We start from the raw sequence: 24,180 nt of genomic DNA on the forward strand, positions 1-24,180 counted from the left end.
CCCGGCTCAGCCCTCGCGCAGCGCCTCCAGCTGGTCCAGGAACCAGCGTTGCGGCGGCAGCGCCGTCGCGGCGGCGGCCAGGCGCTTGGTGCGTTCCGCGCGGTCGCCGTCCGGGAGGGAGAGGGCGTCGTGGAGGGCGGTCGCGGTGGCGCTGATGTCGTACGGGTTGATCACCAGCGCGTCCTCGCCCAGCTCCTCGTAGGCGCCCGCCTCACGCGAGAGGACCAGCGCGCAGCCGCGCTCGGAGACGACGGGGATCTCCTTCGCGACCAGGTTCATCCCGTCGCGGATCGGGTTGACCAGCGCGACATCGGCCAGCCGGTAGGCGGCCAGGGAGCGGGCGAAGTCGTCCTTGACGTGCAGCACGACCGGGGTCCAGCCGTACGTGCCGAACTCGGTGTTGATCTCGTCGGCGACCCGCTGCACCTCGGCCGTGTAGTCGCGGTAGACCGCCAGGTCCTGCCGGGAGGGGTAGGCGAAGGCGACGTGGGCGACGCGCTCGCGCCACTCGGGGTGGTCCACGAGGAGCTGGCGGTAGGCGAGCAGTCCGCGGACGATGTTCTTCGACAGCTCCGTGCGGTCGACCCGCACGACGGTCCTGCGCCGCGAACCGTCCGGAGCCCTGCCGATCTGCTCGCGCAGGGTCGCGATGCGCTCGTCCACATCCGGGCGGTGGGCGCGCTCGCGCAGGAAGTCGGCGTCGGCGCCGAGGCCGTGCACGCCGACGCGCGTCTTGCCCGTACCGCCCAGCAGCTCCGCGCAGCACGCGGTGAAGGCGTCGGCCCAGCGGTGGGTCAGGAAGGCGGCGCGGTCGGCGCCCAGGATGCCGCGCAGGAGCTGGCGCGCGATGTCGTCGGGGAGCAGCCGGAAGTAGTCGACGGGCGCCCACGGGGTGTGCGAGAAGTGCCCGATCGACAGGTCGGGGCGCAGCGCGCGCAGCATTCCGGGCACCAGCGCCAGGTGGTAGTCCTGCACGAGGACGGCCGCGCCGTCGGCGGCCTCGTCGGCCAGGGCCTCGGCGAAGGCCCGGTTGTACGCCTCGTACGAGGCCCACTGGGCGCGGAACTCCGGGCCGAAGGACGGCTCCAGCGGGGTCTGGTAGAGGAGGTGGTGGACGAACCAGAGCGTCGAGTTCGCCACGCCGTTGTACGCGTCCGCGTACACCTCGGGCGGGATACCGAGCATGCGGACGCGCTGCCCGCCGGTGTCCGCGGGGTCGAGCCTGCCGTCCAGCCGCCGCACGGCCTCGCGGTCGCCGTCGCCGAGCGCGGCGCACACCCACACGGCATCCGTGTCCGGGCCGATGGCCGAGAGCCCCGACACCAGCCCGCCGCCGCCCCTCTTGGCGACCAGGGCGCCGTCGTCGCGCAGGGTGTACGAGACCGGGCCGCGGTTGGAGGCGACGAGGACCCGGGCGCGGGCGGGGCCAGCAGAGGCGGAGGAGGCCGCGGGGGCAGACGGGACAGGGTGATCGGAGACCATGTGCCGAAACCTAGCCCGTACGGGAAACGCTCAAACGTACGGGAGGCCGCCGTACCGGCCAGGTACCGGCCAGTGGTACCAGCCAGTGATACCGGCCAGTGGTACCGGCAGTCGTACCGGCCGGTCGTACGGTTCCGTCGCGCCGCTCCGCCGTACCGCCGCTCCGCCGTACCGCACGCAGTGCCGGTCAGTCGCGCCCGCCGCGCGCGGCGGCCAGCGCGACGACCCCGGCCCCGGTCAGCGCGAGCGCCACGCCGCCCAGCAGCCACAGCCGCTCGGCGGCGCTCCCGGTCTGGGCCAGGGCGGTCACCGCCCACTGCCGCATGCCGGCGACGCCGACGAAGCTCGGGTCCATGAGGTTCGGGGTCAGGAGGCCGTTACTCGTCCAGAGATCTGCGCTCATGGAGCGAGAATCTAGACATTGGATACGAAAATAATCTGTTACGCCGCGCGTCCGGCCGGGTACTCCGCGATCTCCCGCACCGGCGGACGCTCCTCCGTGTCCACCGCGTGCGTGTGCGGCGTGAACCCGTCCCCGTCCCGCTCGAACTGCGTCAGCCGCGGCCGCACCAGATGGCCCCGGGAGAGCCGCAGCTGCGCCGTACGGTAGATCGCCGCGGCCATCCGCCCCAGCGCCCGGTCGTCCTGATGGCGGTGGCGCCGTACCCCGACATCGACCTGCGCCAGCGCGTCGAGCCCCACCGTGTGCAACGCGTCCACCAGGAGCCCCAGCTCCACCCCGTACCCCACGGGGAACGGCAGCCGCTCCAGCAGCGAGCGCCGCGCCGCGTATTCCCCGCCCAGCGGCTGTACGAACCCGGCCAGCCGGGGCCAGTGCAGATTGAGCAGCGGGCGCGCCACCAGCTCGGTCACCCGCCCGCCCTGGCCGCCCGCAGGACCGCCGCCCTGCCCGCCGGTCCGGCCACCCTCGTGATCGCCGGTCTCTCCTGGCAGCGTCAGGGGGCGGTCGTACATCGCCTTCACGAACTGCACATCCGGCTCCGTCAGCAGCGGGCCGACGATCCCGGAGACGAAATCCGCCGAGAAATCGCGCAGATCCGCGTCCACGAAGCAGACGATGTCCCCGCGCGTCACCAGCAGCGACCGCCACAGCACCTCGCCCTTGCCGGGCAGCGCGGGCAGCCGCGGCAGTATCGCGTCCCGGTGCACCACCCGCGCCCCGGCCGCCGCCGCCACCTCGGACGTACGGTCGGTGGAGCCCGAGTCGATCACCACCAGCTCATCGACCAGCCGGGCCTCCACCATCAGCTCACGCCGGATCACGGAGACGATCTCCCCGACCGTCTCCTCCTCGTCCAGCGCCGGAAGCACCACACTCACGGTGGCGCCCCGGGCGGCCTTCGCCGCCAGCAACTGGTCGAGCGTACGGTCGGTGGCTGACCAGGAACGCCTGGTCAGCCAGCGTTCCACCTCTTCCAGCACGTTCGGTACTCCCTGCGCTGATCCATAAAACGTGATCCATCTCGCGGTGCGGACGGCTATCTCAACCGTGCACTCCTTCGGTTACAGTCTTGAACAACGTCCTTGACCGCCGCATGCCGGGGTCGAGGGGGAAACAAAAGCACCGGACCCCAGGTCCGGCGCCATAGCGCTCATCCAGAGGGACTGAGGGAACGGCCCGTTGAAGTCCCGGCAACCCTCCCGCCGACCGCGAGGTCACGGTGGGGAAGGTGCCAATTCCGTCTCGTGGCGAAGTACGTCGCGAGGAAGATGAGGAGAAAGGGCCTCGCCTCCATGGCTGTGCAGACCGTCCAGAACGGCACCGGCGCCAACGCCGCCGGCACCACCGTCGACCTCGGACCCGCCGCCGCGCTCTCGTGCCGCGAATGCGGAGAGCGGTTCGACCTCGGCCCCATCTTCGCCTGTGCGAGCTGTTTCGGGCCGCTCGAAGTCGCGTACGACCTGCCGAGCGGCACCCCCGACGAGCTGAAGAAGCGCATCGCCGCGGGACCCGACAACATCTGGCGCTACGCGCCGCTGCTGCCCGTCCCCGCCGACGTCGCCTCGAAGCCGAACATCAACCCCGGCTTCACCAAGCTCGTCAAGGCCGACAATCTCGCCCGTGAGCTGGGCATCACCGGCTCGCTGCACGTCAAGGACGACTCCGGCAACCCGACGCACTCCTTCAAGGACCGCGTCGTGGCCATCGCCGTCGAGGCCGCCCGCGCCTTCGGCTTCACCACGCTCTCCTGCTCCTCCACCGGCAACCTCGCGGGCGCGGTCGGCGCGGCTGCCGCCCGCGCCGGTTTCCGCTCCTGCGTGTTCATCCCGCACGACCTGGAGCAGGGCAAGGTCGTCATGGCCGCGGTGTACGGCGGGGACCTGGTCGGCATCGAGGGCAACTACGACGACGTGAACCGTTTCTGCTCCGAGCTGATCGGCGACCCGCTCGGCGAGGGCTGGGGCTTCGTCAACGTCAACCTCCGGCCGTACTACGGCGAGGGCTCCAAGACCCTCGCGTACGAGATCTGCGAGCAGCTCGGCTGGCGCCTGCCCGACCAGCTCGTCATCCCGATCGCCTCGGGATCGCAGCTCACGAAGATCGACAAGGGTCTTCAGGAGCTGATCAAGCTCGGTCTGGTCGAGGACAAGCCGTACAAGATCTTCGGCGCCCAGGCCAAGGGCTGCTCGCCGGTCTCGACCGCCTTCAAGGCGGGCCACGACGTCGTACGGCCGCAGAAGCCCGACACCATCGCCAAGTCGCTGGCGATCGGCAACCCGGCCGACGGACCGTACGTCCTGGACATCGCCCGCCGTACCGGCGGCGCCGTCGAGGACGTCGACGACGAGCAGATCGTCGACGCGATCAAGCTGCTGGCGCGCACCGAGGGGATCTTCGCCGAGACGGCGGGCGGGGTCACCGTGGGCGTCACGAAGAAGCTCATCGAGTCCGGGCTCCTCGACCCGACCCTCACCACCGTCGTCCTGAACACAGGCGACGGGCTGAAGACCCTCGACGCCGTGGCGCCGACGACCGGACCGACCGCGACCATCCGCCCGAGCCTCGACGCGTTCCGCGACGCGGGCCTCGCGGCGAGCTGAGGCCCGGGACTTCCCCCGAGGACGTCCTCGGGCGTCCTCGCGGCGTCCTCGGATTCCGCGGGCTTTTCCGGCTGGCTCGCGGGCTCGCAGGCTCGCGAGTTCGTGGGCTTCCGCAGACTTTCAGCAGGCTCGCGGGCTTCCGCGGCCTTACCCAGGCTTCCGCAGAAAGGCAGGGCACCCGTCATGAGCGTCAAGGTCCGTATCCCCACCATCCTCCGTACCTACACCGCGGGACAGGCCGAGGTCCCGGCGGAGGGCGCCACCCTCTCCGAGGTCATCCAGTCCCTGGAGAGCAACCATCCGGGCATCGCCGCCCGCGTCCTGGACGACCAGGGCAAGCTGCGCCGCTTCGTGAACGTGTACGTGAACGACGACGACGTCCGGTTCGAGCAGGGCCTGGAGACCGCCACCCCCGCGGGCGCCGGCATCTCGATCATCCCGGCCGTCGCGGGAGGCTGACTCTCCGTACGCGCACCCCGGGTGCCGCGTACTCCCCGTCACCGGCATGGCCCTCTCCGCGGCAGAAGCGGAGGGGGCCATTCTGCATGGTTGAGCGCGATAGAGTAGGGGAAGGCCCCTCCGTCGATCTTGATCGGCGCACGCGAGAACGCGACAACATGGGACCGATCTCCGGATGGCCTTTGCGCGTTAGATGCGCTTTGCCCGGCCCGACTTGCCCTGGATCGCAGCGAATTCAACGCTATGCGAGTTCGGCCACCCCCAGATTTCTCCGCCGATTGCCCTGTTGCAGAGGGCAGTTGGGCAGATACATTCAGCGGCGGTCGATGCGTTCCGGCGCGAAGTGTGGCCCCGTGCAAGGGCCAGTAATAGGGGAGTTAGGCATGGCTCAGGGCACCGTCAAGTGGTTCAACGCGGAGAAGGGCTACGGCTTCATCGCGGTAGACGGTGGTGCGGATGTTTTCGTCCACTACAGCGCGATTCAGATGGACGGCTACCGCACCCTTGAAGAAGGTCAGCGAGTGGAGTTCGAGATCTCGCAGGGCCAGAAGGGTCCGCAGGCTGACATGGTCAAGCTCGCCGTCTGACCCGGCGCGATCGGCCACCGACGCACTCACGACACATCGCACGTCACTCACGCCCGTGGGGCCCGCATCCAGAACATGGATGCGGGCCCCACGCGCGTGAGTGACGTCTCCCCCTCGGTACCACGATGCCCTGCGGGCGCTTGCACTCTCTGGGGTCGAGTGCTAATTATTGGCGTTAGCACTCTGCAAGTGAGAGTGACAACTTAGGACCGGGTCGGCGAGGCCCGCAGGGTCGGTGGGGCAAGGAACCACACGACTCTCAGGCCGTCCGTCGCGGGCGCCAACGCGGTCCGGAGCAATCCACCCCAGTCCGGGAGGACCACTTCACATGGCCAAGATCATCGCGTTCGACGAGGAGGCACGGCGCGGTCTCGAGCGCGGGATGAACCAGCTCGCCGACGCCGTCAAGGTCACCCTTGGTCCCAAGGGTCGCAACGTCGTCCTCGAGAAGAAGTGGGGCGCCCCCACGATCACCAACGATGGTGTGTCCATCGCCAAGGAGATCGAGCTCGAGGACCCGTACGAGAAGATCGGCGCCGAGCTGGTCAAGGAAGTCGCCAAGAAGACGGACGACGTCGCTGGTGACGGTACGACCACCGCGACCGTTCTCGCCCAGGCGCTCGTCCGCGAGGGCCTGCGCAACGTGGCCGCCGGCGCCAACCCGATGGCCCTCAAGCGCGGTATCGAGAAGGCCGTCGAGGCCGTCTCCGGTGCCCTGCTGGAGCAGGCCAAGGACGTGGAGACCAAGGAGCAGATCGCTTCGACGGCCTCCATCTCCGCCGCCGACACCCAGATCGGCGAGCTGATCGCCGAGGCCATGGACAAGGTCGGCAAGGAAGGCGTCATCACCGTCGAGGAGTCGCAGACCTTCGGTCTCGAACTCGAACTGACGGAGGGCATGCGCTTCGACAAGGGCTACATCTCGGCGTACTTCGCCACCGACATGGAGCGCATGGAGGCGTCGCTCGACGACCCGTACCTCCTGATCGTCAACTCCAAGATCGGCAACGTGAAGGACCTCCTTCCGCTGCTGGAGAAGGTCATGCAGTCGGGCAAGCCCCTGCTGATCATCGCGGAGGACGTCGAGGGCGAGGCGCTGTCGACCCTGGTCGTCAACAAGATCCGCGGCACCTTCAAGTCCGTCGCCGTCAAGGCCCCGGGCTTCGGTGACCGCCGCAAGGCCATGCTCAACGACATCGCCATCCTCACCGGCGGTACGGTCATCTCCGAGGAGGTCGGCCTCAAGCTGGAGAACGCCGGTCTCGACCTGCTGGGCCGTGCCCGCAAGGTCGTCATCACCAAGGACGAGACCACCATCGTCGACGGTGCCGGTGACAGCGACCAGGTCGCCGGTCGGGTCAACCAGATCCGCGCCGAGATCGAGAACAGCGACTCGGACTACGACCGCGAGAAGCTCCAGGAGCGCCTCGCGAAGCTGGCCGGCGGCGTGGCCGTCATCAAGGCCGGCGCCGCGACCGAGGTCGAGCTGAAGGAGCGCAAGCACCGCATCGAGGACGCGGTGCGCAACGCCAAGGCCGCCGTCGAGGAGGGCATCGTCGCCGGTGGTGGCGTGGCTCTGCTCCAGGCTTCCTCGGTCTTCGAGAAGCTTGAGCTGACGGGCGACGAGGCGACCGGCGCCAACGCCGTGAAGCTCGCGCTGGAGGCCCCCCTCAAGCAGATCGCCGTCAACGGTGGTCTTGAGGGCGGCGTCGTCGTCGAGAAGGTCCGCAACCTGACGGTCGGTCACGGCCTGAACGCCGCGACCGGCGAGTACGTCGACATGATCGCCGAGGGCATCATCGACCCGGCGAAGGTCACGCGCTCCGCTCTGCAGAACGCCGCGTCCATCGCCGCGCTGTTCCTCACGACGGAAGCCGTCATCGCCGACAAGCCCGAGAAGGCCGGCGCGGCCCCCGCGGGCGGCGGCATGCCGGGCGGTGACATGGACTTCTGATCCGACCGGGGCCCCGGCCCCAGCGGATCGACTTGTCCTGACCGAGGGCGGCATTCCTTCTGGCAGTCTGCGGATTTCCGCAGTCCGCGGAGGGGATGCCGCCCTCGGGCTTTTCCGTACCCTTCCGTACCCTTCCGGGTCTTTCGGGCCTTTCGGTGTCGCGGTCGTGGGAAGTGACCTCGACGGTCAGCTGGGCGTGATCAGCTGGACTGGGGGGGCATGGCGGCGCCTCCTCCCCTGTGTGGTGCCCTGCTTTCGGTACGGGTGAGCTGACGAGTCACGCCCGGGTCCGCGCGTTCGCGGGGTCGGGGGCGCACAGCCAGCCGTTGACGGCGAAGCGGCTGTCCGCGTGCCGCTTGCCCGGACAGCTGACCGGCCGTACCTCGTGCCAGGCGGTGGGGCGGAAGAAGACGATGCTGTCGTGCTCGGGCTCCCAGTCCCGCCAGGTGTGCTCCTGCCACGCTCCGGTGGTCCCGGTGTGCAGGGGGAGGGCCGCGTCGAACATCCGCAGCTCGCCGCCGTCGAACGGCCGGGGCGTGCGGTGCAGGTAGTACACGAACGTGAGCAGACGCCTGGGGGAGAACTCGGCGGTGGAGTCCTGGTGCGCCCGGTAGAAGTCACCGTCGTTGTGGACGTTGAGGGTGTAGTCGGGTTCCGTATACCGGCAGGAGACTCCCAGCGTGTGCTCGACCGCCTCCACCACCTCGTCGATGGCCGACATCAACTCGGGTGCGGTGAAGTCCTGGTGGGACCGGGAGCTGCGGAAGTCGGGGACCAGCTCGTGGTCCCGGATCGTGGAGGGCTGCCACGCGTCGTCGGTGGCGGCGACGGCGCGCTCCAGCAACGCGTCGGCCGTCCGCTCGCCCAGGAACTGGGTGATACGGCAGACCGTCACGGGAAGCCGCCAGATCGCGTCCGTGCTCACGGGGGACGGCTGATCCGTCGCCTCGGGCGCTTCGGCGGGTGGCGGCACGGCGGTGTCCTGCCGTGCTGTGGTGGTGTCCTGCTGTGCTGTGGTGTTCTGGCGTGCCATGGTGTCCTGCCTCGTCGTGGTGTCCGGCCCTCGGTCGGTCACGCGGCCCCGGGTTCGTCGTCGGCGCTCGCCGCTTCCCGCAGGCGCTCCACCTCGGCGGTGAGTTCTTCCACGCGGCGGTTGAGGGCCTGGACGCACACCAGGGCGACGCCGAGGCCGTCGACCACGGGGATGGTGGTGTCGTCCTGGTGGAAGCCGAAGGCGGCGTGCCAGTCCTGGGCCATCGGCCCGAGGTGGCGTACGCCTTCGGGCTCCCAGAGGTAGCGCCAGGTGCTGACGGGCAGCGCGGCCACGGTTGCCAGGACCGCGTGGCCGTTGACCGCGCCGATCGGAGCGGCGGGGGTCACGGGGGCGGCTGGGGCGACGGGGGCGACGAGGGTGGCTGGGGTGGTCGGGGTGACCGGAGCGGCCGGGGCGACGGCGGCTTCTGGGGCGGCTGGGGCGGCCGGGGCCATGGCGGATTCCGGCGGCGCGTCGGCCGAACGGCCGCCCGTGGCACGGCGATCGGCGGCCCCGGACCGCCGGGGGAAGATCCGCATCCCTACCGGCTCCAGTCGACCGGGACCACGTCCCGCTTGAGCCCGCTGTCGCTGCAGATGCTGCACGGGGCTCCCGGGACGCCGGGGCCCTGGTCGATCCCGATGGTGATCGCCCCGTGCGCCCCGGCCGGGGCGTGGACGCCGTCGCCGACCATCGCGGCTTCGTAACCGCCCAGCAGCTCCTGGACGGTTCCGACACCCAGGTTCTCCGGGGCGGTGATCGCGGCCACGCCGTCGTAGTCGGTGTACGCGGCCCCCAGGGTCCGGCCGCCGATGGTGGCGAAGACGATCCTGGCGCCGCGGATGGGCTCCCCGGTCACCGCGTCGGCCGCCATCGCGTGGAGGTTCTCCAACTGCATCTGGGTGACGTTCAGGCTGCCCTGGCTCGCCGTGAGCCTGGTCGGCTTCAGGCTCGGGCACTCCGCCCCGCTGCACGGCGCGTTCGACGGCGCGTCCGACGGAGCCGCCGCGGACGCGGTGACTCCGCTCCCCGCGCCCAGCGATGCCAGAGCCGCGGCCATCACCGCGATGGTCTTGCGTCCTGTGAAACTCATGTCCACTCCCATGGGAACTGCCCGAGCGGGCGCGTCCGTACCGGTGAGGACAGCCGGGGCTGCCGGGACGGCGGCGGACACGGGCTCAAGCACGTACGGCACACACGACGGGTGCCGCCCTCCTCGGACGGCGCACCGAACGTATCCACGCCCATCGGGCCCAACCGGCCGACCATCGTGAGTTAGCGCGATCTGATGAACGGTCGGCAGGGCGGTGACGAACGCGAGCGACCCGGACAAACCAATGAGCGAGCGCCGAAGAAGGCGTCACGAGACCGGCGTGCCGAGGCGGGGACCGGTTCCTCGCGGGGTCGGCGGCCCTTGATAAACGGAACGGTGTTCCGTATCGTATTAAGCGGAACGACGTTCCGTTTGCGTGGGCGCGAGGTGTCGACGCGGGCACCCCAGCACAGGAGGAGCACCATGAAGTACCGCACACTGGGCCGGACCGGCATCAAGGTCAGCCCGTACTGCCTGGGCGCGATGATGTTCGGCGCCCTGGGCAATCCCGACCACGACGACTCGATCCGCATCATCCACAAGGCACTGGACGCGGGCGTCAACTTCATCGACACCGCCGATGTCTACTCGCGCGGCGAGTCGGAGGAGATCGTCGGCAAGGCCCTCAAGGGCCGCCGGGACAACGTCGTCCTCGCCACCAAGGCCCACCTCCCCATGGGGGACGACCCCAACCAGCAGGGCAACTCGCGCCGTTGGCTGGTGCGCTCGCTGGACGACTCGCTGCGCAGGCTCGGTACCGACTACGTCGACCTGTTCCAGCTGCACAGGCCCGCACCGGACACCGACGTGGAGGAGAGCCTCGCGGCCCTCACCGACCTGATGCGCGCGGGCAAGATCCGCGCCATCGGCGCCTCGTCCTTCCCCGCGTCCGACATGGTCGAGGCGCAGTGGGTCGCCGAGCGGCGCGGCCTGCGACCGTTCCGCACCGAGCAGCCGCCGTACTCGATCCTCACCCGGGGCATCGAGCGCGAGGTCCTGCCCGTCTGCGAGCGCTACGGCATGGGCACCCTGGTGTGGAGCCCCCTCGCGGGCGGCCTGCTCACCGGCCGTTACCGCAAGGGCGAGCAGGCGGAAACCCACCGCGCCCGCTACGGCTTCAAGCACCTGACCGACGAGCGCAGGCTCGACGCCGTCGAGCAGCTCATCCCGCTCGCCGAAGAGGCCGGAATGCCGCTGACGCACCTGGCGATGGCCTTCGCCATCGCCCACCCCGGCGTCACCTCCGCCATCATCGGACCGCGCACCATGGAGCACCTCGACAATCTCCTCGCAGGTGCCGGGACCACCCTCAGCGAGGAGATCCTCGACCGCATCGACGCCATCGTGCCTCCCGGCACCGACATCGGAACCCTCGACATGGCCTACGACCCGCCGGCCATCCAGCGGACCGCGCTGCGCCGCAGGCCGGTCGGCGAGCGCGCCGCCGCCTGACCGCGTACCCGCGAACGGGTGCTCAGTCGAACGGGCGCCGAGCCCGAAGGTGTTCGGTCGGCGGGCGTTCGGTCGGTGGGTGCCCAGTTGGCGGGTGTGCGGTCCGCGGGTGTGCGGTCGACGGGTGTGCGGTCGACGGGTGTGCGGTCCGCGACCTTGCGGCCAGCGACCTTTCAGTCCGCGGGCGTTCAGTCGGCGGGCGTTCAGGAGCCGGTGGTGCCGTCCGTCAGCCGGACCGTGCCGAGGATCTCGCGGACCGTCGCGTCGGGGACCTCGTCGTCGACACCCTTCGCGCCGTGGAAGGTCCAGGAGACGAAGTCACCCTTGGAGTTCTTGAAGGCGAAGGCCGTGGCCTTGCCGTCCGTGTCGCACTTGCCGCTCCGGTCGGCACCGGAGGACTCGGACGTCGCCAGACTGCCCTTGATGCCGGAGGCGGTGGTGTACGACGCCACGGGGCCGTTGGAGATCTTCGTCCGGTCGGGCTGCGCATACCGCCCGTACACCCACAGTTCGGCGTTCTTCCGGGCCGCCTCCGCGACGTCCTTGGCGCTGTTCTCGCTCCTGGAGCCGGCCGAGGCGAGCGCGGTGTCCTCGTCGACGCCGTCCTTGTTGTCGTCGGACGCGCACCACTTCTCCTTGAGCACCGCGGGCGCGGCGAAGCCGACGAGGATCTTCTCCTCGTCGCCGCCCTCGACGGCGTAACTGGCCCAGGTCGCCGCCTTGCGGTCCCACTCGGGGGGCACGTCGAAGGCGATGCCGGTCTTCGGATTGACCACGGTCTTCCAGCCCGCGACGACCGGCTTCGGCTCCCCCGAGGAGCGCGCCGGAGGCCCGGAGGGCGACGGCGACACGTCCGTCGCCTCGTCCTTCCTGGTGCCGTCCTCGCCGCTGTCGCGGCCGAGGACCAGCCACCCGGTGACACCGGCGGTCATCAGGACGGCGGCCACCGCGACCAGGGCGACGACCATGGTCCTGCGGCGGTCGCCGCCCCCCTCCTCACCCCCGCCGCCGCTACCGCTGTCGCCATCGCCGCCGGGGCCACCGTTGGGGCCACCGCCGGGGCCGGCCGTCACCGTCGGGGCGTCCCAGGGCGCGGGCCGCAGGTACGGGTTCGCGCTCGGGGGCTGCTGCCGCGGCTCGTTACCCGACGGCTGCTGTCCTTGCCACATAAGGGAGTTCCTGATCCATCGGTCCGGGCGGGAGCAGCGACCAGGATAGGCGGCGGGGATCAGGGAACGGAGGGGACGAGAGGCGACAGATCGGGACAGCGCATTCGTTCACCTGGAGTTCAGCCAGAAAATTCATTCTGTTCATATTCAACTCATAACTCACGCACAGGCTTGACCGATTCCTTACTCAAGGACGCATCCACGCACTTGAGTGAGGAGAGCCATGTTCCGCCTGCGGAAGACCCCCGCACCCCGCACCGGCGACGCGGCGCGGGCCGACCCGCCCGAAACACCAGAAGAGGCAGCCACACCGGATACAGCCGCCCCCGAGGTAGCCGCACCGGATACAGCCGCTCCCGAGGCAGCCGCGCCGGAGGCGCTGCAAGTCGCCAGCCGACTGCACTCCTTCAACCGGTACGAGTTGAAGTACCTCGTCCCCGTTGACTTGGCCGCCGCCATCCGCGACGAGCTGGCCGAGCGCATGGACCGCGACGCGCACAGCCCCGTCGGCGGCTACGGGGTGTGGAGCCTGTACTACGACACCCCGCAACTCCGCTTCTACTGGGAGAAGATCGAGGGGCTGAAGTTCCGCAGGAAGCTCCGGATCCGGCACTACGGAGACCTCACCGGGGTCACCGACGACGCGCCCGTCTGCGTGGAGATCAAGCAGCGCGTCAACCGCGTCACGCAGAAGCGCCGCATCACCCTCCCGTACGCCACCGCGCGCGAACTGGTCGACGGGCGGCGGCTGATCGACCACGCCGCCAAGGAGCGCGCCTTCGTCGAGGAGGTGCTCGAACTGGTCGTACGGCTCGACCTGCGGCCCATGGTCATCACCGGCTATCAGCGCGAGGCGCTGGTCGGCCGCGACCAGGACACCGGGCTCCGCGTCACCTTCGACCGGCGCGTACGCGGCCGGGACCGCGACTTCGACTTCACCGCCGAGGGCGCGGAGAACCGTTACACCCTGCCGCCGCACCTCACGGTGATGGAGGTCAAGGTCAACGAACGTACGCCGTACTGGATCACCGACCTGGCCGCCCGCCGCGATCTCAACCTCGTGCGGGTCTCCAAGTACGTGCAGTCCGTCGAGGCGTTCGGCATGGCACCCCGGTCGGTCTTCCACGTACGCGAAGAGGACCACCCCCGTACGGACCACCCCCGCACGGATCACCGCGCGGACCACCCCGTCGGCCAACCGGCGGACCGCTCCGCGTCCTTCCCCCCACCCACGCCTGTGGAGGCATGAGCAACCGTGAATTTCGACCTTCAGGACCTGAGCGGGACGTTCAGCGTCACGGACATCGTGATCGCGATGTCCCTCTCGTTCATCCTCAGCACGATGATCGGGTACGTCTACCGGGCCACGCACCGGAACGTCTCGTACAGCCAGTCGTACGTGCAGACCCTGGTCATCGTCGGCATGATCGTCGCCCTGATCATGCTGGTCGTCGGATCCAACCTGGCCCGCGCCTTCTCGCTGGTGGGGGCGTTGTCGGTGGTCCGCTTCCGTAACGCGATCAAGGAAACCAGGGATGTCGGCTTCATCTTCCTGGTGATGGGCATCGGCATGGCGGCGGGCGCGCGCTTCTACACGCTGGCCTCCGTCGCGGGTGTGGCGATCTGCCTGATCATCTACGTGATGTACAAGTTCAACTGGTTCCACCTCGACGTCCAGCGCCAGGTGGTCAAGGTGCAGGTGCCGGCCGGGGACGACTACAGCGAGGGTATCCGCGACGTCCTCATCCGCTACACCAGCGAATTCGAGCTGGTCAGCACGGAGACGATCCGGGGCGGCGCGCTGACCGAGGTCTTCTACACGGTACGGATGAAGAAGGGCACCGAGCCGGGCGAACTGGTGGCGGCGCTCCAGGAACGCACCTCCGGTCAGCGTGTCACCGTGCTGACCGGATACGACCAGACCGACCTGTGATGGGCGCGCCGAACGGGCGTCGGCCTCTGAAGCACCGGATTCCGGTACGGCTACGCCACCACTGGAAGCCCGTCGTGGCGCTGGGGCTCGGGCTGACCGTACTGCTGGCCTTCTTCGGCGACGCCCGGGTCACCCCCTGGGTGACGAGCGCCTCGGCCGCGGACAGCGACGAGATCACGGAGAACGTGGCGGGGTCGGTCGGGCTGTACGACGCGACGACGTCGCACCGTATCCAACTCGCCTATGACGAGTCGGAGTTCACCAAGATGATGAAGGACTTCAAGGACGAAGGGACGAAGGACTACATCCGCGCGGACCTGACGATCGACGGGGTCTTCCTGAAGGACGTCGGCATCCGGCTCAAGGGCAACTCGACGCTCCAGAGCCTGCGGGGCAACCGACGGGGAGGAGCCGGGGGACCGGGCGGCGCCGGACAAGGCGGCGGTCAGGGAGGCGGTCAGGGAGGTGGCCAGGGAGGCGATCAGGGCGGCGGTCAGGGAGGCAGGCAAGGAGCCGGACCGGGCCAAGGCGCTGGCCAGGACCAGGGCCAGGACCAGGGCCAGGGCCAGAACGCTGCCCCCGGCGGCGGGGGCGGGGGTGGCGGAATGGTGAACTACGAACTCTCCGCGTCCAAGCCGGAGGAGCTGCCCTGGCTCATCAGCATCGACGAGTACGTCGAGGGCCGGGCCTACCAGGGCCACCGGGAGATCTCCATCCGTCCCGGAGCGGACGCCGACGTCCCGTTCAACGAGGCGCTGACGCTCTCGCTGATGGACGCGACCGACCAGACGGCGGAGGGGTTCGCCTTCTCCTCCGTGCAGGTCAACAACGGTCCCACGGTCACCCGGCTGCTGGTCGAGAACCCGAGCATGGACTACGCGGACGCCTCATACGACACCGACGGCGTGATGTACAAGGCGCGGGCCAGCGGCAGTTTCGCGTACAAGGGCGACGATCCCACCGACTACAAGACGTCCTTCAAGCAGCTGAACAAGAAGGGCAGCCAGGATCTCGCCCCGGTGATGAAGCTCATCAAGTGGGCGAACGAGGCGTCGGACAAGGAGTTCGCGGCAGAGCTGGCCGACCACGTCGACGTGAAGTCCTTCGCGGAGTACGTGGCCACGCAGAACCTGCTGATGAACTTCGACGACATGGCGGGCCCCGGCAACAACTACGTGCTCTGGTACGACCTGAGCACCAAGAAGTTCTCGGTCCTCGGCTGGGACTTCAACCTCGCGTTCAGCGGCTCCACCGACACGGGCCCGGACGACGAGACGGGCATGGGCATGGGCCGGGCAGCCATGCCCGCCGGGGACGCGGCCGGAGACGACAACACCGACGGCCCACCGGCCGACGGCTTCCCGGAGGGCGGTTTCCCCGAGGGCGGCTTCCCCGGCGGCGCTCCCGGCGGCGGCGACGATGCCGACGGCAAGGCCGGTGCCGGAGGCGGTGGCGGGGGGCCCAGGGGCGGTCACATCCTCAAGGAGCGCTTCCTGAAGCTCGACGCCTTCGACACCGTCTACAAGACCGCCTACCGCGAGCTGTACGAGAAGTTCTACAGCTCCGGCACCGCGTCCAAGACACTCACCACCCTGGCGGCGGGCGCGAAGGCGAACGGCGCCGACGCCAAGGGCGTCGACAAGGCCGTCACCACCCTGCGCGCCACCGTCACCGCCCGAACGAAGGCGCTGGCCAAGAACAAGGAGGTGGTGCGGGAGCCATCCTGACGTCAGATCCCAGCACCGCGCCCCGCGTGCTCCGTCCGGCGAACAAGCCGCGACGGGCGCGCGGGGCGTTGTGGAGCGTGGCGAATACCGTGATCAGGAAGCGTCGTCCAGGGGAGTGCAATCGGATTTCTTGGAGACAGCTTTCTTGAAGTTTTCGAACAGTTTTTCTTCGGGCAGTACGGATTCGCTACCCGCCCGCCGCTTGAAAAACATGGCGGAGTTCACCTCCAGTAGCGTCTCTTTTCCGTCGCAGAGCAGGCTGGCCGACCGTCCTGTCGTTCCCCGGGCTAGCCGTAGCAGCTGTGCCTCCTGGGTTATGGTGAATTGCAAGAGGGTTTCCTGTTTGATTTCTTCCGTGGCGATGAGTGAGCAACTCCACATGCGGTAATCGCCGGATGTTACGAACTCGCTGAAAGGAACCTTCGACGACGAAAATGCTGTGAAGCCGGGAAGCTCGCACGTTTCATCGGAGGCGAGAGGGGAGGGGGTGATGGCCGGAGGCGTATTCTCCGGGGCGACGAAAGCTCCATCGGAGCAGTCGAGTTTTTTTGAAATGCCCGTTGCGCTCTTCATGAGCAAATGCAGGAGTCTGGATCGAAAAGCGCCGTCCATGTCAAATGCCTCGCGTGCCCGGGACGAACTTTCGATTCTTACGTAAGCGGCGCCGTTGAGGCGCAGCTTCTTGTTGCAGGAATCCGGCAGGAGGACGCCTGCATGGTTCGGGGTCAGCCAGCCTGGTACCCCTTGAATGGGTGTCCTGGATGGTGTCGCGCCGACGATTTCGTCGCCGATCGACCCGACAGAAAAGTTATTCGAGAGCCCCTGGACCGTTACGCTGAATTCTGATGTTTGTAGTGGGCTGTTGGCGCCCTCCTTCACGGGACCCACAAGGCACGTGAACGGGTATACGCTCCCCAACTGTTGCTGCGTGTCGTCGGAAACGTACCGCGCCGCACGTTCGGCGCTCAGCGATGCCGCGTCGCGCGCGTCAAGCGTTCCCCAGCAGAAACTCTCCTGCGCGGGCTCGTCCTTTTCGCGTACGACGTGGGTGATTCCCAGAGCTGTCCCGGCCACGACCAATGCGACCGTGCCCGCCATGATTGCCCTGAGGCGCTTGGACGATCGCGCCACTGCCTTGAGTGCCGCAGTCATTAATTCGCCCTTCTGCCAGTGTTTCCGGCGCCGCCCGTGAGCCCGTTGTAGTAAGAGTTCTCGACGCCCGTCTGCAATATGCTCTCGAACTGCCCCGTGTCGGTGTCCATGAGGTACCACTGATCCTCGGGGAATTTATCCTTGAACGCCGTCTCCAGCATTTTTTGGATTTGCTGCTCTCCGCTGGAGAAATGTCGGGCCAGATTGTTTCTGGTTTCTTTGTCGATTTCTTCGACCAGGCCGTTCATGTATTCGGCCGTGCCGACGTCGACGAGTCGTTGGATCGAGTCACCCGCCAGAGGGATATTTGTAAATGGTGCGCCGATCATGTGGTACTGCATCATCTTGTTCCAGGCAGCTGCGCTTGCCTTGTCTTCGCCAATTTTATGGATGACATCGGCGCGCAATTCGTCCAGATGCCCCATTGTGGATGCCGATTGATTCGCGAAGGCGGCGAGCTTGTTGCTGCTCTTTGAATCCTTGGTCACGAAGTCCTCGGCCGGATGATCGTCGATGCCCGTGGCGATGTAGGTTGTCAACGCGTCATGTATTCGCCCGAATGCCGTGGGGTCCTCCGCGACCGCGCGCATGGCAGGGATGAGATCATTGCGGCCGATTTCAAGATGGCTGAATTCTGTATTGGTGTTGACGCTCTTGCCGAGTATCTGGTGGATATCCCCTGCGTAGTCCGCGAACATCGCACCCACCCCCGAACGGAGCCCCGCCGGCATACCCTGCGGATCGCCTGCGATGTCCGCACCATACTGTTTGACCACATCGGTGAAGATCGCCGCTTGAGTGGCGCTGTGCCGCGCCGGGATCTCCTGAGGGCCCGCATTGGCTTCGTGGCCGGTGGCGGCGGCTTCGAGGGCCTGGCCGAAGTAGTGGCGTGCGGAGGTTTCGATGGTCTCCTGGGGCATGTCGTTCTCGACTGAACTGCCGGGCCAGTCACGGTCCTTCAAGAAGTACTGGAGGTTGTCCGACTTCTTCGGATCGAAGAATGCCTCTGCTGCCTCCGGGCTGCGGCTGAACGCCTGCATCAGCCCACCCATGGGGTCTGCCTGGGTGCCCTTCCAGTTGTCCTTGACGTAGGAGTACGGGTCGGACGAGTGCTCCTCGTAGTCACGTACGGTCGACGCCGCCGATTCGAGGAATGCTCCGTCGTACTTCGCGTCGCCCGCCCCGATCAGGCCGGTCAGCCGACTGAGCGTTTCGAAGCCGCCCTTGATGGAGCCCGGATGCCTGTCGGGCAGCCCGTTTCCGTCGCGGGCCACGTCGAGCAGCTTGGTGGCCCAGTCGGAGGTGACTCCGTTCACCGGCCCGAGCGGGGCGCCCGGCTGGGTGGCGGCCGCGAGACTGGCGGACAGCGAGGAGCGGAGCTGAGCGTGCGTCTCGGGCAGCCCGCCGGAGGCGTCGTGGCTGTCCAGTGCCGTGGTCAGCTTGAGGAGCGCCTCCTGGCCTTCCCTGCCATCGACACTGAGGTTCTTGAGCAGTTCCGCACTGAAGGCGGCGGAGTTCTCCCCGTTCTTCGTCAGCGTCAGAAGCCGCTCCATCTCCTTGTCGCTGAGGTGGTCGAGACGGCCGAAGAGCTGGGCCGCCTCCCGTCCTTCCTTGCGGTCCTGGACCGCTCGCTCGGCGTCCCTCGCCTGCTTGGCGTCCTTGAGGGAGCTGTAGCTGGTGCTGCCGAAGTCGTGCGGATGGTCCTTGACCAGGCTGCGCAGACCCCAGGCGCAGAGCTTGTCCGCTTCCGCCGCTCGCTTGAGGACGGCCTCAAGCTTGGTCCGCAGCGCCTCGAACTCGGCCGGAGTGGCGGACTCCTCGGTGCTGCCCTTCGCGCGGCGGTCGGGGTGGACGCGGTGGCTGAGGACACCGTCGGGATGGATCACGATGCCCTTGGGCGGGTTGTCGCAGATCGCCTTGAGTTCTGTCTGCGCCGACTGGAGCTGCGTATGGGCATCCTTGAGGAGATCGCGGATGCTCGTCGCCTCGGTATGGGCATCGGTGAACTCTTTTGCCGTCTTGCTGACGAACTCTCTTGTGACGGTGGCGTTCTCACCCTCCCACTGGGCGCCGTTCGCACGCTGCTTCATCGCCTTCGCGTCGTCCACGAGGTGTTTGAGCTTCTCGATCGCCTGGGTCCAGTCGGTGATCGCGCTGCTCAGAGGAGTCAGCTTCACGTTCAGGAGGTCCTGCATCGATGTCATCTCGGTCTGCCTCTCCCTACTTGAAGTACTCGCTGAGCTTGGACACCGAGATGCGTTTCAGGTCTGTCTCGATCCACTCGTCGTCCTGCTTGCTGGACTTGGCGGTGTAGTCGAGGTGGTTGGAGATGTGGGCACATGCCTGCATCAACGACTTGACCTGCGTTTCCCACGTCTTGTTCACCGTGGCCAACGCGGCTCCCATGGCGAAATTCTCGGCCTTGAGAGCCGCCGCCGCGGCCTCGCTCTCGACCTTCGCGTGCTTGCCGCCCGACTCCATGCCGTTGAAGAGGAGGAAGGCGTCGTGTCCGATGGCGCCCAGGTCATCCCTCTGGACGACGTAGTCGGGCGCGGGAGCCGTACCGCCGCTGGCGGGGTATCTGGGGCCGCCCGGGTCCATGGCCGGAAGGCCGTTCAGCCGCATCCCCGAACTCTTCGCGGCCGCGTCTTCTTTGAGTTGTCGCCACTCGTCCTCGAATGACATGCGATGTCCCCCGTTGTGTTCGTGTGTTTGATGGCGCAAACGCACGCTACAGAAGCGGCAAAGGCAAGCTCAAGCCTGATCAACCGCCCTCACGCCGGGGATGGTTGCTCTCTGTTGCCAGGGCGTCGCTTCGTGTAGTGTCGGGCTTGAAGGGAGAGCGCGCCGGGTTCACCCGCCGCTCTGAGGAGACCAACGAGAAAGCAGGCGCATGTGATGGGCACTCATGGAGCACCTCCACCGCCGAACCCGCCGGCCCCGGAACCGTCCAAGAGGGACTCGGACGGGCAGCATCCGGATGTCTCGAAGCCCGGTTCCGGTACACGCGGAAAATGACGGCGCCAACCGAACCGGTGGACCTCGACGCCCTGCGCGCCCGTACGGCCGCCCGGCTGGACGAGGCCGGAGGCTTCGAACTGCCGTGGATGCGTACGGCCTTCGAGAAGGTCGCGCGTCACGCCTTCGTCCCACAACGCGTATGGGAGTGGCGCCAGGACGACCGCGCGTACCAGCCGTTGGACCGCGCCGATGCCCCGGACGACTGGGCCCGGCTGGTCTACGACGTGACCGGCTCGGTGGTGACGCAGGTCGACGACGGGCGCCCCGGCCCTCTTGGAGGGGCGCTTCCCACCAGTTCCATCAGCGCGCCCGACGCCGTGTTCACCATGCTCGCGGCAGCGGACGTGCGTCCCGGCCAGCGGATCCTGGAAATCGGGGCGGGCACCGGATATAACGCGGCCCTGCTGTGCGAACGGGCAGGCGCGGAGAACGTGACGACGGTGGAAATCGATCCCGAGGTGGCCGAAGGCGCCGAACGAGCACTGCGGGTCACCGGATACCGGCCCGTCGTGGTGGTCGCGGACGGCGAGAAGGGCTTCGAGCCCCGGGCTCCCTTCGACCGGGTCATCTCCACCGCGTCCCTGAGCCGGGTACCCGGCGCGTGGATCGCGCAGACCAGGCCGGGCGGGCTGGTCGTCGCCCCGTGGCGCAGCGCCCTGCAGCCGCGCGGCATGGCCGTACTGCGCATCACAGAAGAGGGCCGTGGAGAAGGGCACTTCGGCTACCCCATGGCGTTCATGGACCTGCGCGGTCAGCGCCGGGGCGACCAATCGCCCCTGCACACCCTCTACAGCCACGACGCCTGGACCGGTGCCAGGGCAGGCGCCACCAGCCTGGACATGGGGTGGCTCGACACCGATTTCCACGCCCGGTTCGCCGTGGGCCTGATGCTCCCCGGGCTCCACGCCGACCGGCAGGACACCGCCGACGGCTCCGCGTGGTGGCTGTCCACCGGCACCTCCTGGGCGCATGTGGCCGGCAACGAGATCCGGCAGTGGGGACCGCGTGACCTGGTCTCCGACCTGGAGCGCTCCTACCTGAACTGGACGCGGGCCGGTCGGCCGGACCTCTACGAGTACGGGCTCACCGTCACCGCCGACGGCAACCAGCACCCGTGGCTGCGCACCCCGGATCAGCCGCTTTGACGCAGTGCGGCGCGCAGCAGCCGGATCTCCCGCTCGACGTCCACATGCCGGTCGTCCACGTACGGGAGCAGGACCCGACGGCCGCCGTGGGTGTGGGCGTACGTCACGGTGTCGGGGGCGTCGCTCCGGCCCGGGGCGCGGTTGCTGGGGGCGGAGCGGAAGTCCTGGACGTCGGACCAGCCCAGGTGGCGCGTGCGGCTGAGGGTACGGATGTGGATGCCGGTGGAGTCGACGACGGTCACCGAGCGGCCGGCCCGGACGCAGAGGACGAGGAAGAGAGCCAGAAGTACCACGCTGACCAGCCGCTTTGTCGCCCCCGCGAGGCCGGTGGCGGTCCACAGCGGCAGCAGAGGCGCCATCGTGACGAACGCGATGACCACCACCAGTCCGAAGACACGACCGGGCCGCACGCGGTACTCGCGGGTCATGATCCTCCTCCGCCGTGGCCCCCAGTAGAGCGTAGGACACGTGCGTACGGGCAGTCCGTCAGTCCGCGCTCGTCGATCGCGGCCCGTCCACGGCCCGTCCATGGCCCATCCATGGCCCGTTCGGGCACCGTTGCCTGCTCGCTTTCCGGCTCGGAGGCTCAGTCGTGCGTCGCCGCGCGGGCGTGGAACGAGATCCAGACATCGGGCGGCGCTTCGGGCCGCCCCGGTACCGCTCTGCGCTCCTCCGTCCACGCGTCGTCGGCGATCTCCGTGGCCACGCGCCGCCAGAAGCGCACGGCGGCGCTGTTGGCGTCCTGGAACGCGACGGACCACGGGCCCGGGTGCCTGGCCGTGATCTCCCGGACCGCGCGCAGCCCGATCCCCGTCCGCCGCGCGCCGCGCACGACAAAGAAGCTGTTCAGCACGCGCGTCGGACCGGTCAGACCCCGGACGAACGCGAACCCGGCAGGGCTGTCACCGCTCGTGAGCAGGTAGGGAACCCAGTCCGGCTCGGAGAACGCCGTACGGAGGCGGTCGCCTCGGAAGGTCCCGTCGGCGCGGGGCAGCAGACCGTGGAACTCCGACATGTCGTGGCGGAACATCAGCCACAGCCGCTCCACCACGGGGAGATCGGCGACGCCCGCGACGGAAAGGGATACGTCAGGCCCGTCAGGCCCGTCAGGCACGTCAGGCACGGGACTCCTTCTTCTGTCCGGGGCATGAAAACCCGGTCATGGAAACCGGGGCATGAAAAAAAGCCTCCACGGTGGATGGTGGGCATCCGGGCCGTGGAGGCTTACTGCTGGCGGGGACCCTAGCAGGCAGGCAGGCAGGCAGGCAGGCGCGCGCCGCCGGGCGGCGCCGCTGCCGCCCCGCCGTCCTTCGCCTACCGGGTGCCCGCGCAGGCGCGCAACTGTTCGGCCAGCCGGTCGAGTTCCGCCACCGCCGTGGGCGAGGCGTCGCTGAGCCCGCTGTGCACGGCCGTCGGGCTCCGCAGGAAGCGCCGGAACACGGCCACGAGCAGTCCTACCGGCAGCGTCCGCAGAACGTTGAACGCGCGCGGGACCGGCCGCGTCGGCAGGGCGGCCAGGTTCCGCCGTATGTGGTGGATCATGTCCCGGATCGCCCGCGGATCGTCGGCCAGCGCCACCGGGCCGCCCGCCGCGTGCACCGCCTGGCCGAGCGGCACCTCGAACGCGGCGTGCGTCTTGAGCCAGGCGTCCATCCGTGGCTCGGCCTTGGCGTTGATCCCGGTGGTGCGGAACGCCTCCACGATCCGTCCCAGCCGCGCGGTGGTACGGCCGTCGGGCTCACCGATCGACATCGGGACCCGGCGCGTCATCAGGCTGGGCGCGCGGTAGCGCACCACATCGCCGTCCATCGTGCCGCCGAACGTGGGGAAGCCGAGCAGCACCCGCCCGTGGCCGATCCCCTCGCCCAACGGCTGTGCTCCAGCAGCCCAGTTGAGCAGAAACAACACGTCGCCTTCGAGTCCGGCGAGTGACTCCAGCACCGCGTCCACCTGGTGGGCGCGGACAGGGACGAGGGTCAGCTCGTACGCGCCGCCCGGATGCTCGACCACGCGCAGGGGCACCTGTTCGACGGCCGGGCTGTCCTCCTCGGCGAGCCGCAGGCCGTGTCGGCGCAGGGCGGCCAGGCGCTCACCCCGGGCGAGGAGCGAGACATCGTGCCCGCCCTTGTGCAGGTGGGCGGCGAGCAGGCTGCCGGTGACCCCGGCGCCGTAGACGAGCAGTTTCATGGCAGCCCTCTTCCGGACGTTCGCATCAATCATACGTTCGTTTTAATCAAGCGTATGTACAGTATGCACCCATGGCGCCACCCGATACCCGCACCCAGATTCTCGACGCGGCCGAACGCCTCTTCGCGGAGCGCGGTTACGGCGGCACCTCGGTCCGCGCGATCACCGACCTCGCCGGAGCGAACCTGGCCGCCGTCTCGTACCACTTCGGCTCAAAGGCGGCGTTGCTGACCGAGGTCGTCCGCCGCGCGATCGAGCCCATCACCGCCGCGCAGCGCGCCGGGCTCGACCGGCTGCTGGCCCGGACCCCGGACCCGCCGGTCGCCGAACTGGTCGAGGCGTTCGCGGGTCCGCTGTTCGACGGGATGCCGGCCGACGACGAGGGCGGCGCCCGGAGGTCCCGGCTGATCGTGATGATCATCAGCGACCCGGCCGAGGAGATGCGCGCCTGGACGGGCCCGGCCGAGGGCGCGGTGCGCGAGCGCTACCTGGCGGCCTTCGAGCGCGCCCTGCCCGACCTCTCCTCGGAGGAGCTGGGGTTCCGGCTGCGAGGGATCCTCGCCGTGACCGCCGTCGACCGCGTCGAGGTCTACAACCGGCACTCCCCGGCCGACCTGTGCCCGAAGACGGGCGAGGGCGCCCGGCGCTGGGCGGTCACCTTCCTCGCGGCAGCGATGAGCGCACCACCGACCGGGACCTGAACCTGAACCCGAATCCGACGTC

At 68.7% G+C, this 24,180-nt stretch carries 23 protein-coding genes and 1 riboswitch; of the genes, 10 read left to right on the forward strand and 13 right to left on the reverse strand.

Annotated elements, in window-relative coordinates:
• Positions 1–6: 6 nt before the first annotated feature.
• From DVH02_RS08335 to DVH02_RS08340, 3 genes are all read right to left on the reverse strand, one after another.
• Positions 7–1,482, reverse strand: coding sequence for an alpha,alpha-trehalose-phosphate synthase (UDP-forming) (locus DVH02_RS08335; RefSeq protein ID WP_114623072.1), 1,476 nt, complete (start codon positions 1,480–1,482; stop codon positions 7–9).
• A gap of 187 nt (positions 1,483–1,669) precedes the next feature.
• On the reverse strand, positions 1,670–1,885 hold the full coding sequence (locus DVH02_RS34715; protein ID WP_147286019.1) for a hypothetical protein: 216 nt from the start codon (positions 1,883–1,885) through the stop codon (positions 1,670–1,672).
• Between the two features lie 38 nt (positions 1,886–1,923).
• Positions 1,924–2,925, reverse strand: a complete 1,002-nt coding sequence (locus DVH02_RS08340; protein ID WP_114623073.1) for a glucosyl-3-phosphoglycerate synthase — start codon at positions 2,923–2,925, stop codon at positions 1,924–1,926.
• 167 nt (positions 2,926–3,092) lie between these two features.
• Positions 3,093–3,220, forward strand: a riboswitch (SAM riboswitch).
• 17 nt (positions 3,221–3,237) lie between these two features.
• Here DVH02_RS08340 and thrC point away from each other — a divergent pair.
• From thrC to groL, 4 genes are all read left to right on the forward strand, one after another.
• Positions 3,238–4,545 (forward strand): threonine synthase, encoded by a 1,308-nt coding sequence (thrC, locus tag DVH02_RS08345; RefSeq protein WP_114623074.1) that lies wholly within the window; start codon positions 3,238–3,240, stop codon positions 4,543–4,545.
• A gap of 183 nt (positions 4,546–4,728) precedes the next feature.
• Positions 4,729–5,004, forward strand: a complete 276-nt coding sequence (locus DVH02_RS08350; protein ID WP_114623075.1) for a ubiquitin-like small modifier protein 1 — start codon at positions 4,729–4,731, stop codon at positions 5,002–5,004.
• Between the two features lie 383 nt (positions 5,005–5,387).
• A complete protein-coding gene (locus DVH02_RS08355; protein WP_005315736.1) occupies positions 5,388–5,591 on the forward strand; it encodes a cold-shock protein in 204 nt (67 codons plus the stop codon).
• A gap of 328 nt (positions 5,592–5,919) precedes the next feature.
• On the forward strand, positions 5,920–7,545 hold the full coding sequence (groL, locus tag DVH02_RS08360; RefSeq protein ID WP_114623076.1) for a chaperonin GroEL: 1,626 nt from the start codon (positions 5,920–5,922) through the stop codon (positions 7,543–7,545).
• A gap of 277 nt (positions 7,546–7,822) precedes the next feature.
• On the opposite strand, the gene DVH02_RS08365 is transcribed toward groL, so the two are convergent.
• The 3 genes from DVH02_RS08365 to DVH02_RS08375 form a co-directional block, all read right to left on the reverse strand.
• Complete coding sequence (locus DVH02_RS08365) at positions 7,823–8,578, reverse strand: 2OG-Fe(II) oxygenase (protein ID WP_114623097.1); 756 nt, start codon at positions 8,576–8,578, stop codon at positions 7,823–7,825.
• Between the two features lie 38 nt (positions 8,579–8,616).
• Positions 8,617–9,033 carry a tail fiber domain-containing protein gene (locus DVH02_RS08370; protein WP_233518098.1) on the reverse strand — a complete coding sequence of 139 codons (417 nt, stop codon included), beginning with the start codon at positions 9,031–9,033 and terminating at the stop codon, positions 8,617–8,619.
• Positions 9,034–9,119: 86 nt separating this feature from the next.
• A complete protein-coding gene (locus tag DVH02_RS08375) occupies positions 9,120–9,671 on the reverse strand; it encodes a hypothetical protein (RefSeq protein WP_114623098.1) in 552 nt (183 codons plus the stop codon).
• A gap of 423 nt (positions 9,672–10,094) precedes the next feature.
• Between DVH02_RS08375 and DVH02_RS08380 the strand changes: the two genes are divergently transcribed.
• Positions 10,095–11,123: an aldo/keto reductase gene (locus tag DVH02_RS08380; protein ID WP_114623077.1), complete on the forward strand. Its 1,029-nt coding sequence runs from the start codon at positions 10,095–10,097 to the stop codon at positions 11,121–11,123.
• 203 nt (positions 11,124–11,326) lie between these two features.
• On the opposite strand, the gene DVH02_RS08385 is transcribed toward DVH02_RS08380, so the two are convergent.
• Complete coding sequence (locus tag DVH02_RS08385) at positions 11,327–12,292, reverse strand: hypothetical protein (protein ID WP_114623078.1); 966 nt, start codon at positions 12,290–12,292, stop codon at positions 11,327–11,329.
• Positions 12,293–12,515: 223 nt separating this feature from the next.
• On the opposite strand from DVH02_RS08385, the gene DVH02_RS08390 reads away from it, so the two are divergent.
• The 3 genes from DVH02_RS08390 to DVH02_RS08400 are packed head-to-tail and all read left to right on the forward strand — an operon-like array spanning position 12,516 to position 15,952.
• The gene (locus DVH02_RS08390) at positions 12,516–13,541 is read left to right on the forward strand and encodes a polyphosphate polymerase domain-containing protein (protein ID WP_114623079.1); all 1,026 of its coding nucleotides are present in this window, start codon (positions 12,516–12,518) and stop codon (positions 13,539–13,541) included.
• Positions 13,542–13,547: 6 nt separating this feature from the next.
• The gene (locus DVH02_RS08395; protein ID WP_114623080.1) at positions 13,548–14,225 is read left to right on the forward strand and encodes a DUF4956 domain-containing protein; all 678 of its coding nucleotides are present in this window, start codon (positions 13,548–13,550) and stop codon (positions 14,223–14,225) included.
• Entirely contained in the window at positions 14,225–15,952 is a 1,728-nt protein-coding gene (locus tag DVH02_RS08400) for a CotH kinase family protein (protein ID WP_114623081.1), read from the forward strand. Before DVH02_RS08395 ends, DVH02_RS08400 begins: the two co-directional genes overlap by 1 nt.
• 93 nt (positions 15,953–16,045) lie before the next feature.
• On the opposite strand, the gene DVH02_RS34720 is transcribed toward DVH02_RS08400, so the two are convergent.
• The 3 genes from DVH02_RS34720 to DVH02_RS08410 are packed head-to-tail and all read right to left on the reverse strand — an operon-like array spanning position 16,046 to position 19,789.
• Positions 16,046–17,104, reverse strand: a complete 1,059-nt coding sequence (locus DVH02_RS34720; RefSeq protein ID WP_147286020.1) for a hypothetical protein — start codon at positions 17,102–17,104, stop codon at positions 16,046–16,048.
• Positions 17,104–19,308 carry a DUF6571 family protein gene (locus tag DVH02_RS08405; protein WP_147286021.1) on the reverse strand — a complete coding sequence of 735 codons (2,205 nt, stop codon included), beginning with the start codon at positions 19,306–19,308 and terminating at the stop codon, positions 17,104–17,106. Before DVH02_RS08405 ends, DVH02_RS34720 begins: the two co-directional genes overlap by 1 nt.
• Before the next feature lie 16 nt (positions 19,309–19,324).
• The gene (locus DVH02_RS08410; RefSeq protein ID WP_114623083.1) at positions 19,325–19,789 is read right to left on the reverse strand and encodes a hypothetical protein; all 465 of its coding nucleotides are present in this window, start codon (positions 19,787–19,789) and stop codon (positions 19,325–19,327) included.
• Positions 19,790–20,118: 329 nt separating this feature from the next.
• On the opposite strand from DVH02_RS08410, the gene DVH02_RS08415 reads away from it, so the two are divergent.
• A complete protein-coding gene (locus DVH02_RS08415) occupies positions 20,119–21,270 on the forward strand; it encodes a methyltransferase domain-containing protein (RefSeq protein ID WP_114623084.1) in 1,152 nt (383 codons plus the stop codon).
• Here the strand turns inward: DVH02_RS08415 and DVH02_RS08420 are convergent.
• From DVH02_RS08420 to DVH02_RS08430, 3 genes are all read right to left on the reverse strand, one after another.
• Positions 21,258–21,698: a PH domain-containing protein gene (locus DVH02_RS08420; protein ID WP_158575850.1), complete on the reverse strand. Its 441-nt coding sequence runs from the start codon at positions 21,696–21,698 to the stop codon at positions 21,258–21,260. The two genes, DVH02_RS08415 and DVH02_RS08420, sit on opposite strands and share 13 nt — an antisense overlap.
• A gap of 158 nt (positions 21,699–21,856) precedes the next feature.
• Positions 21,857–22,300: a GNAT family N-acetyltransferase gene (locus DVH02_RS08425; RefSeq protein WP_233518100.1), complete on the reverse strand. Its 444-nt coding sequence runs from the start codon at positions 22,298–22,300 to the stop codon at positions 21,857–21,859.
• 284 nt (positions 22,301–22,584) lie between these two features.
• On the reverse strand, positions 22,585–23,457 hold the full coding sequence (locus tag DVH02_RS08430; protein WP_114623087.1) for a ketopantoate reductase family protein: 873 nt from the start codon (positions 23,455–23,457) through the stop codon (positions 22,585–22,587).
• Positions 23,458–23,528: 71 nt separating this feature from the next.
• Here DVH02_RS08430 and DVH02_RS08435 point away from each other — a divergent pair, with 71 nt between their 5' ends.
• A complete protein-coding gene (locus DVH02_RS08435; RefSeq protein ID WP_114623088.1) occupies positions 23,529–24,158 on the forward strand; it encodes a TetR/AcrR family transcriptional regulator in 630 nt (209 codons plus the stop codon).
• The last annotated feature ends 22 nt before the right edge of the window (positions 24,159–24,180 follow it).

The sequence above is a fragment of the Streptomyces corynorhini genome (genome assembly GCF_003346515.1).
Classification (GTDB): Bacteria; Actinomycetota; Actinomycetes; order Streptomycetales; family Streptomycetaceae; genus Streptomyces; species Streptomyces corynorhini.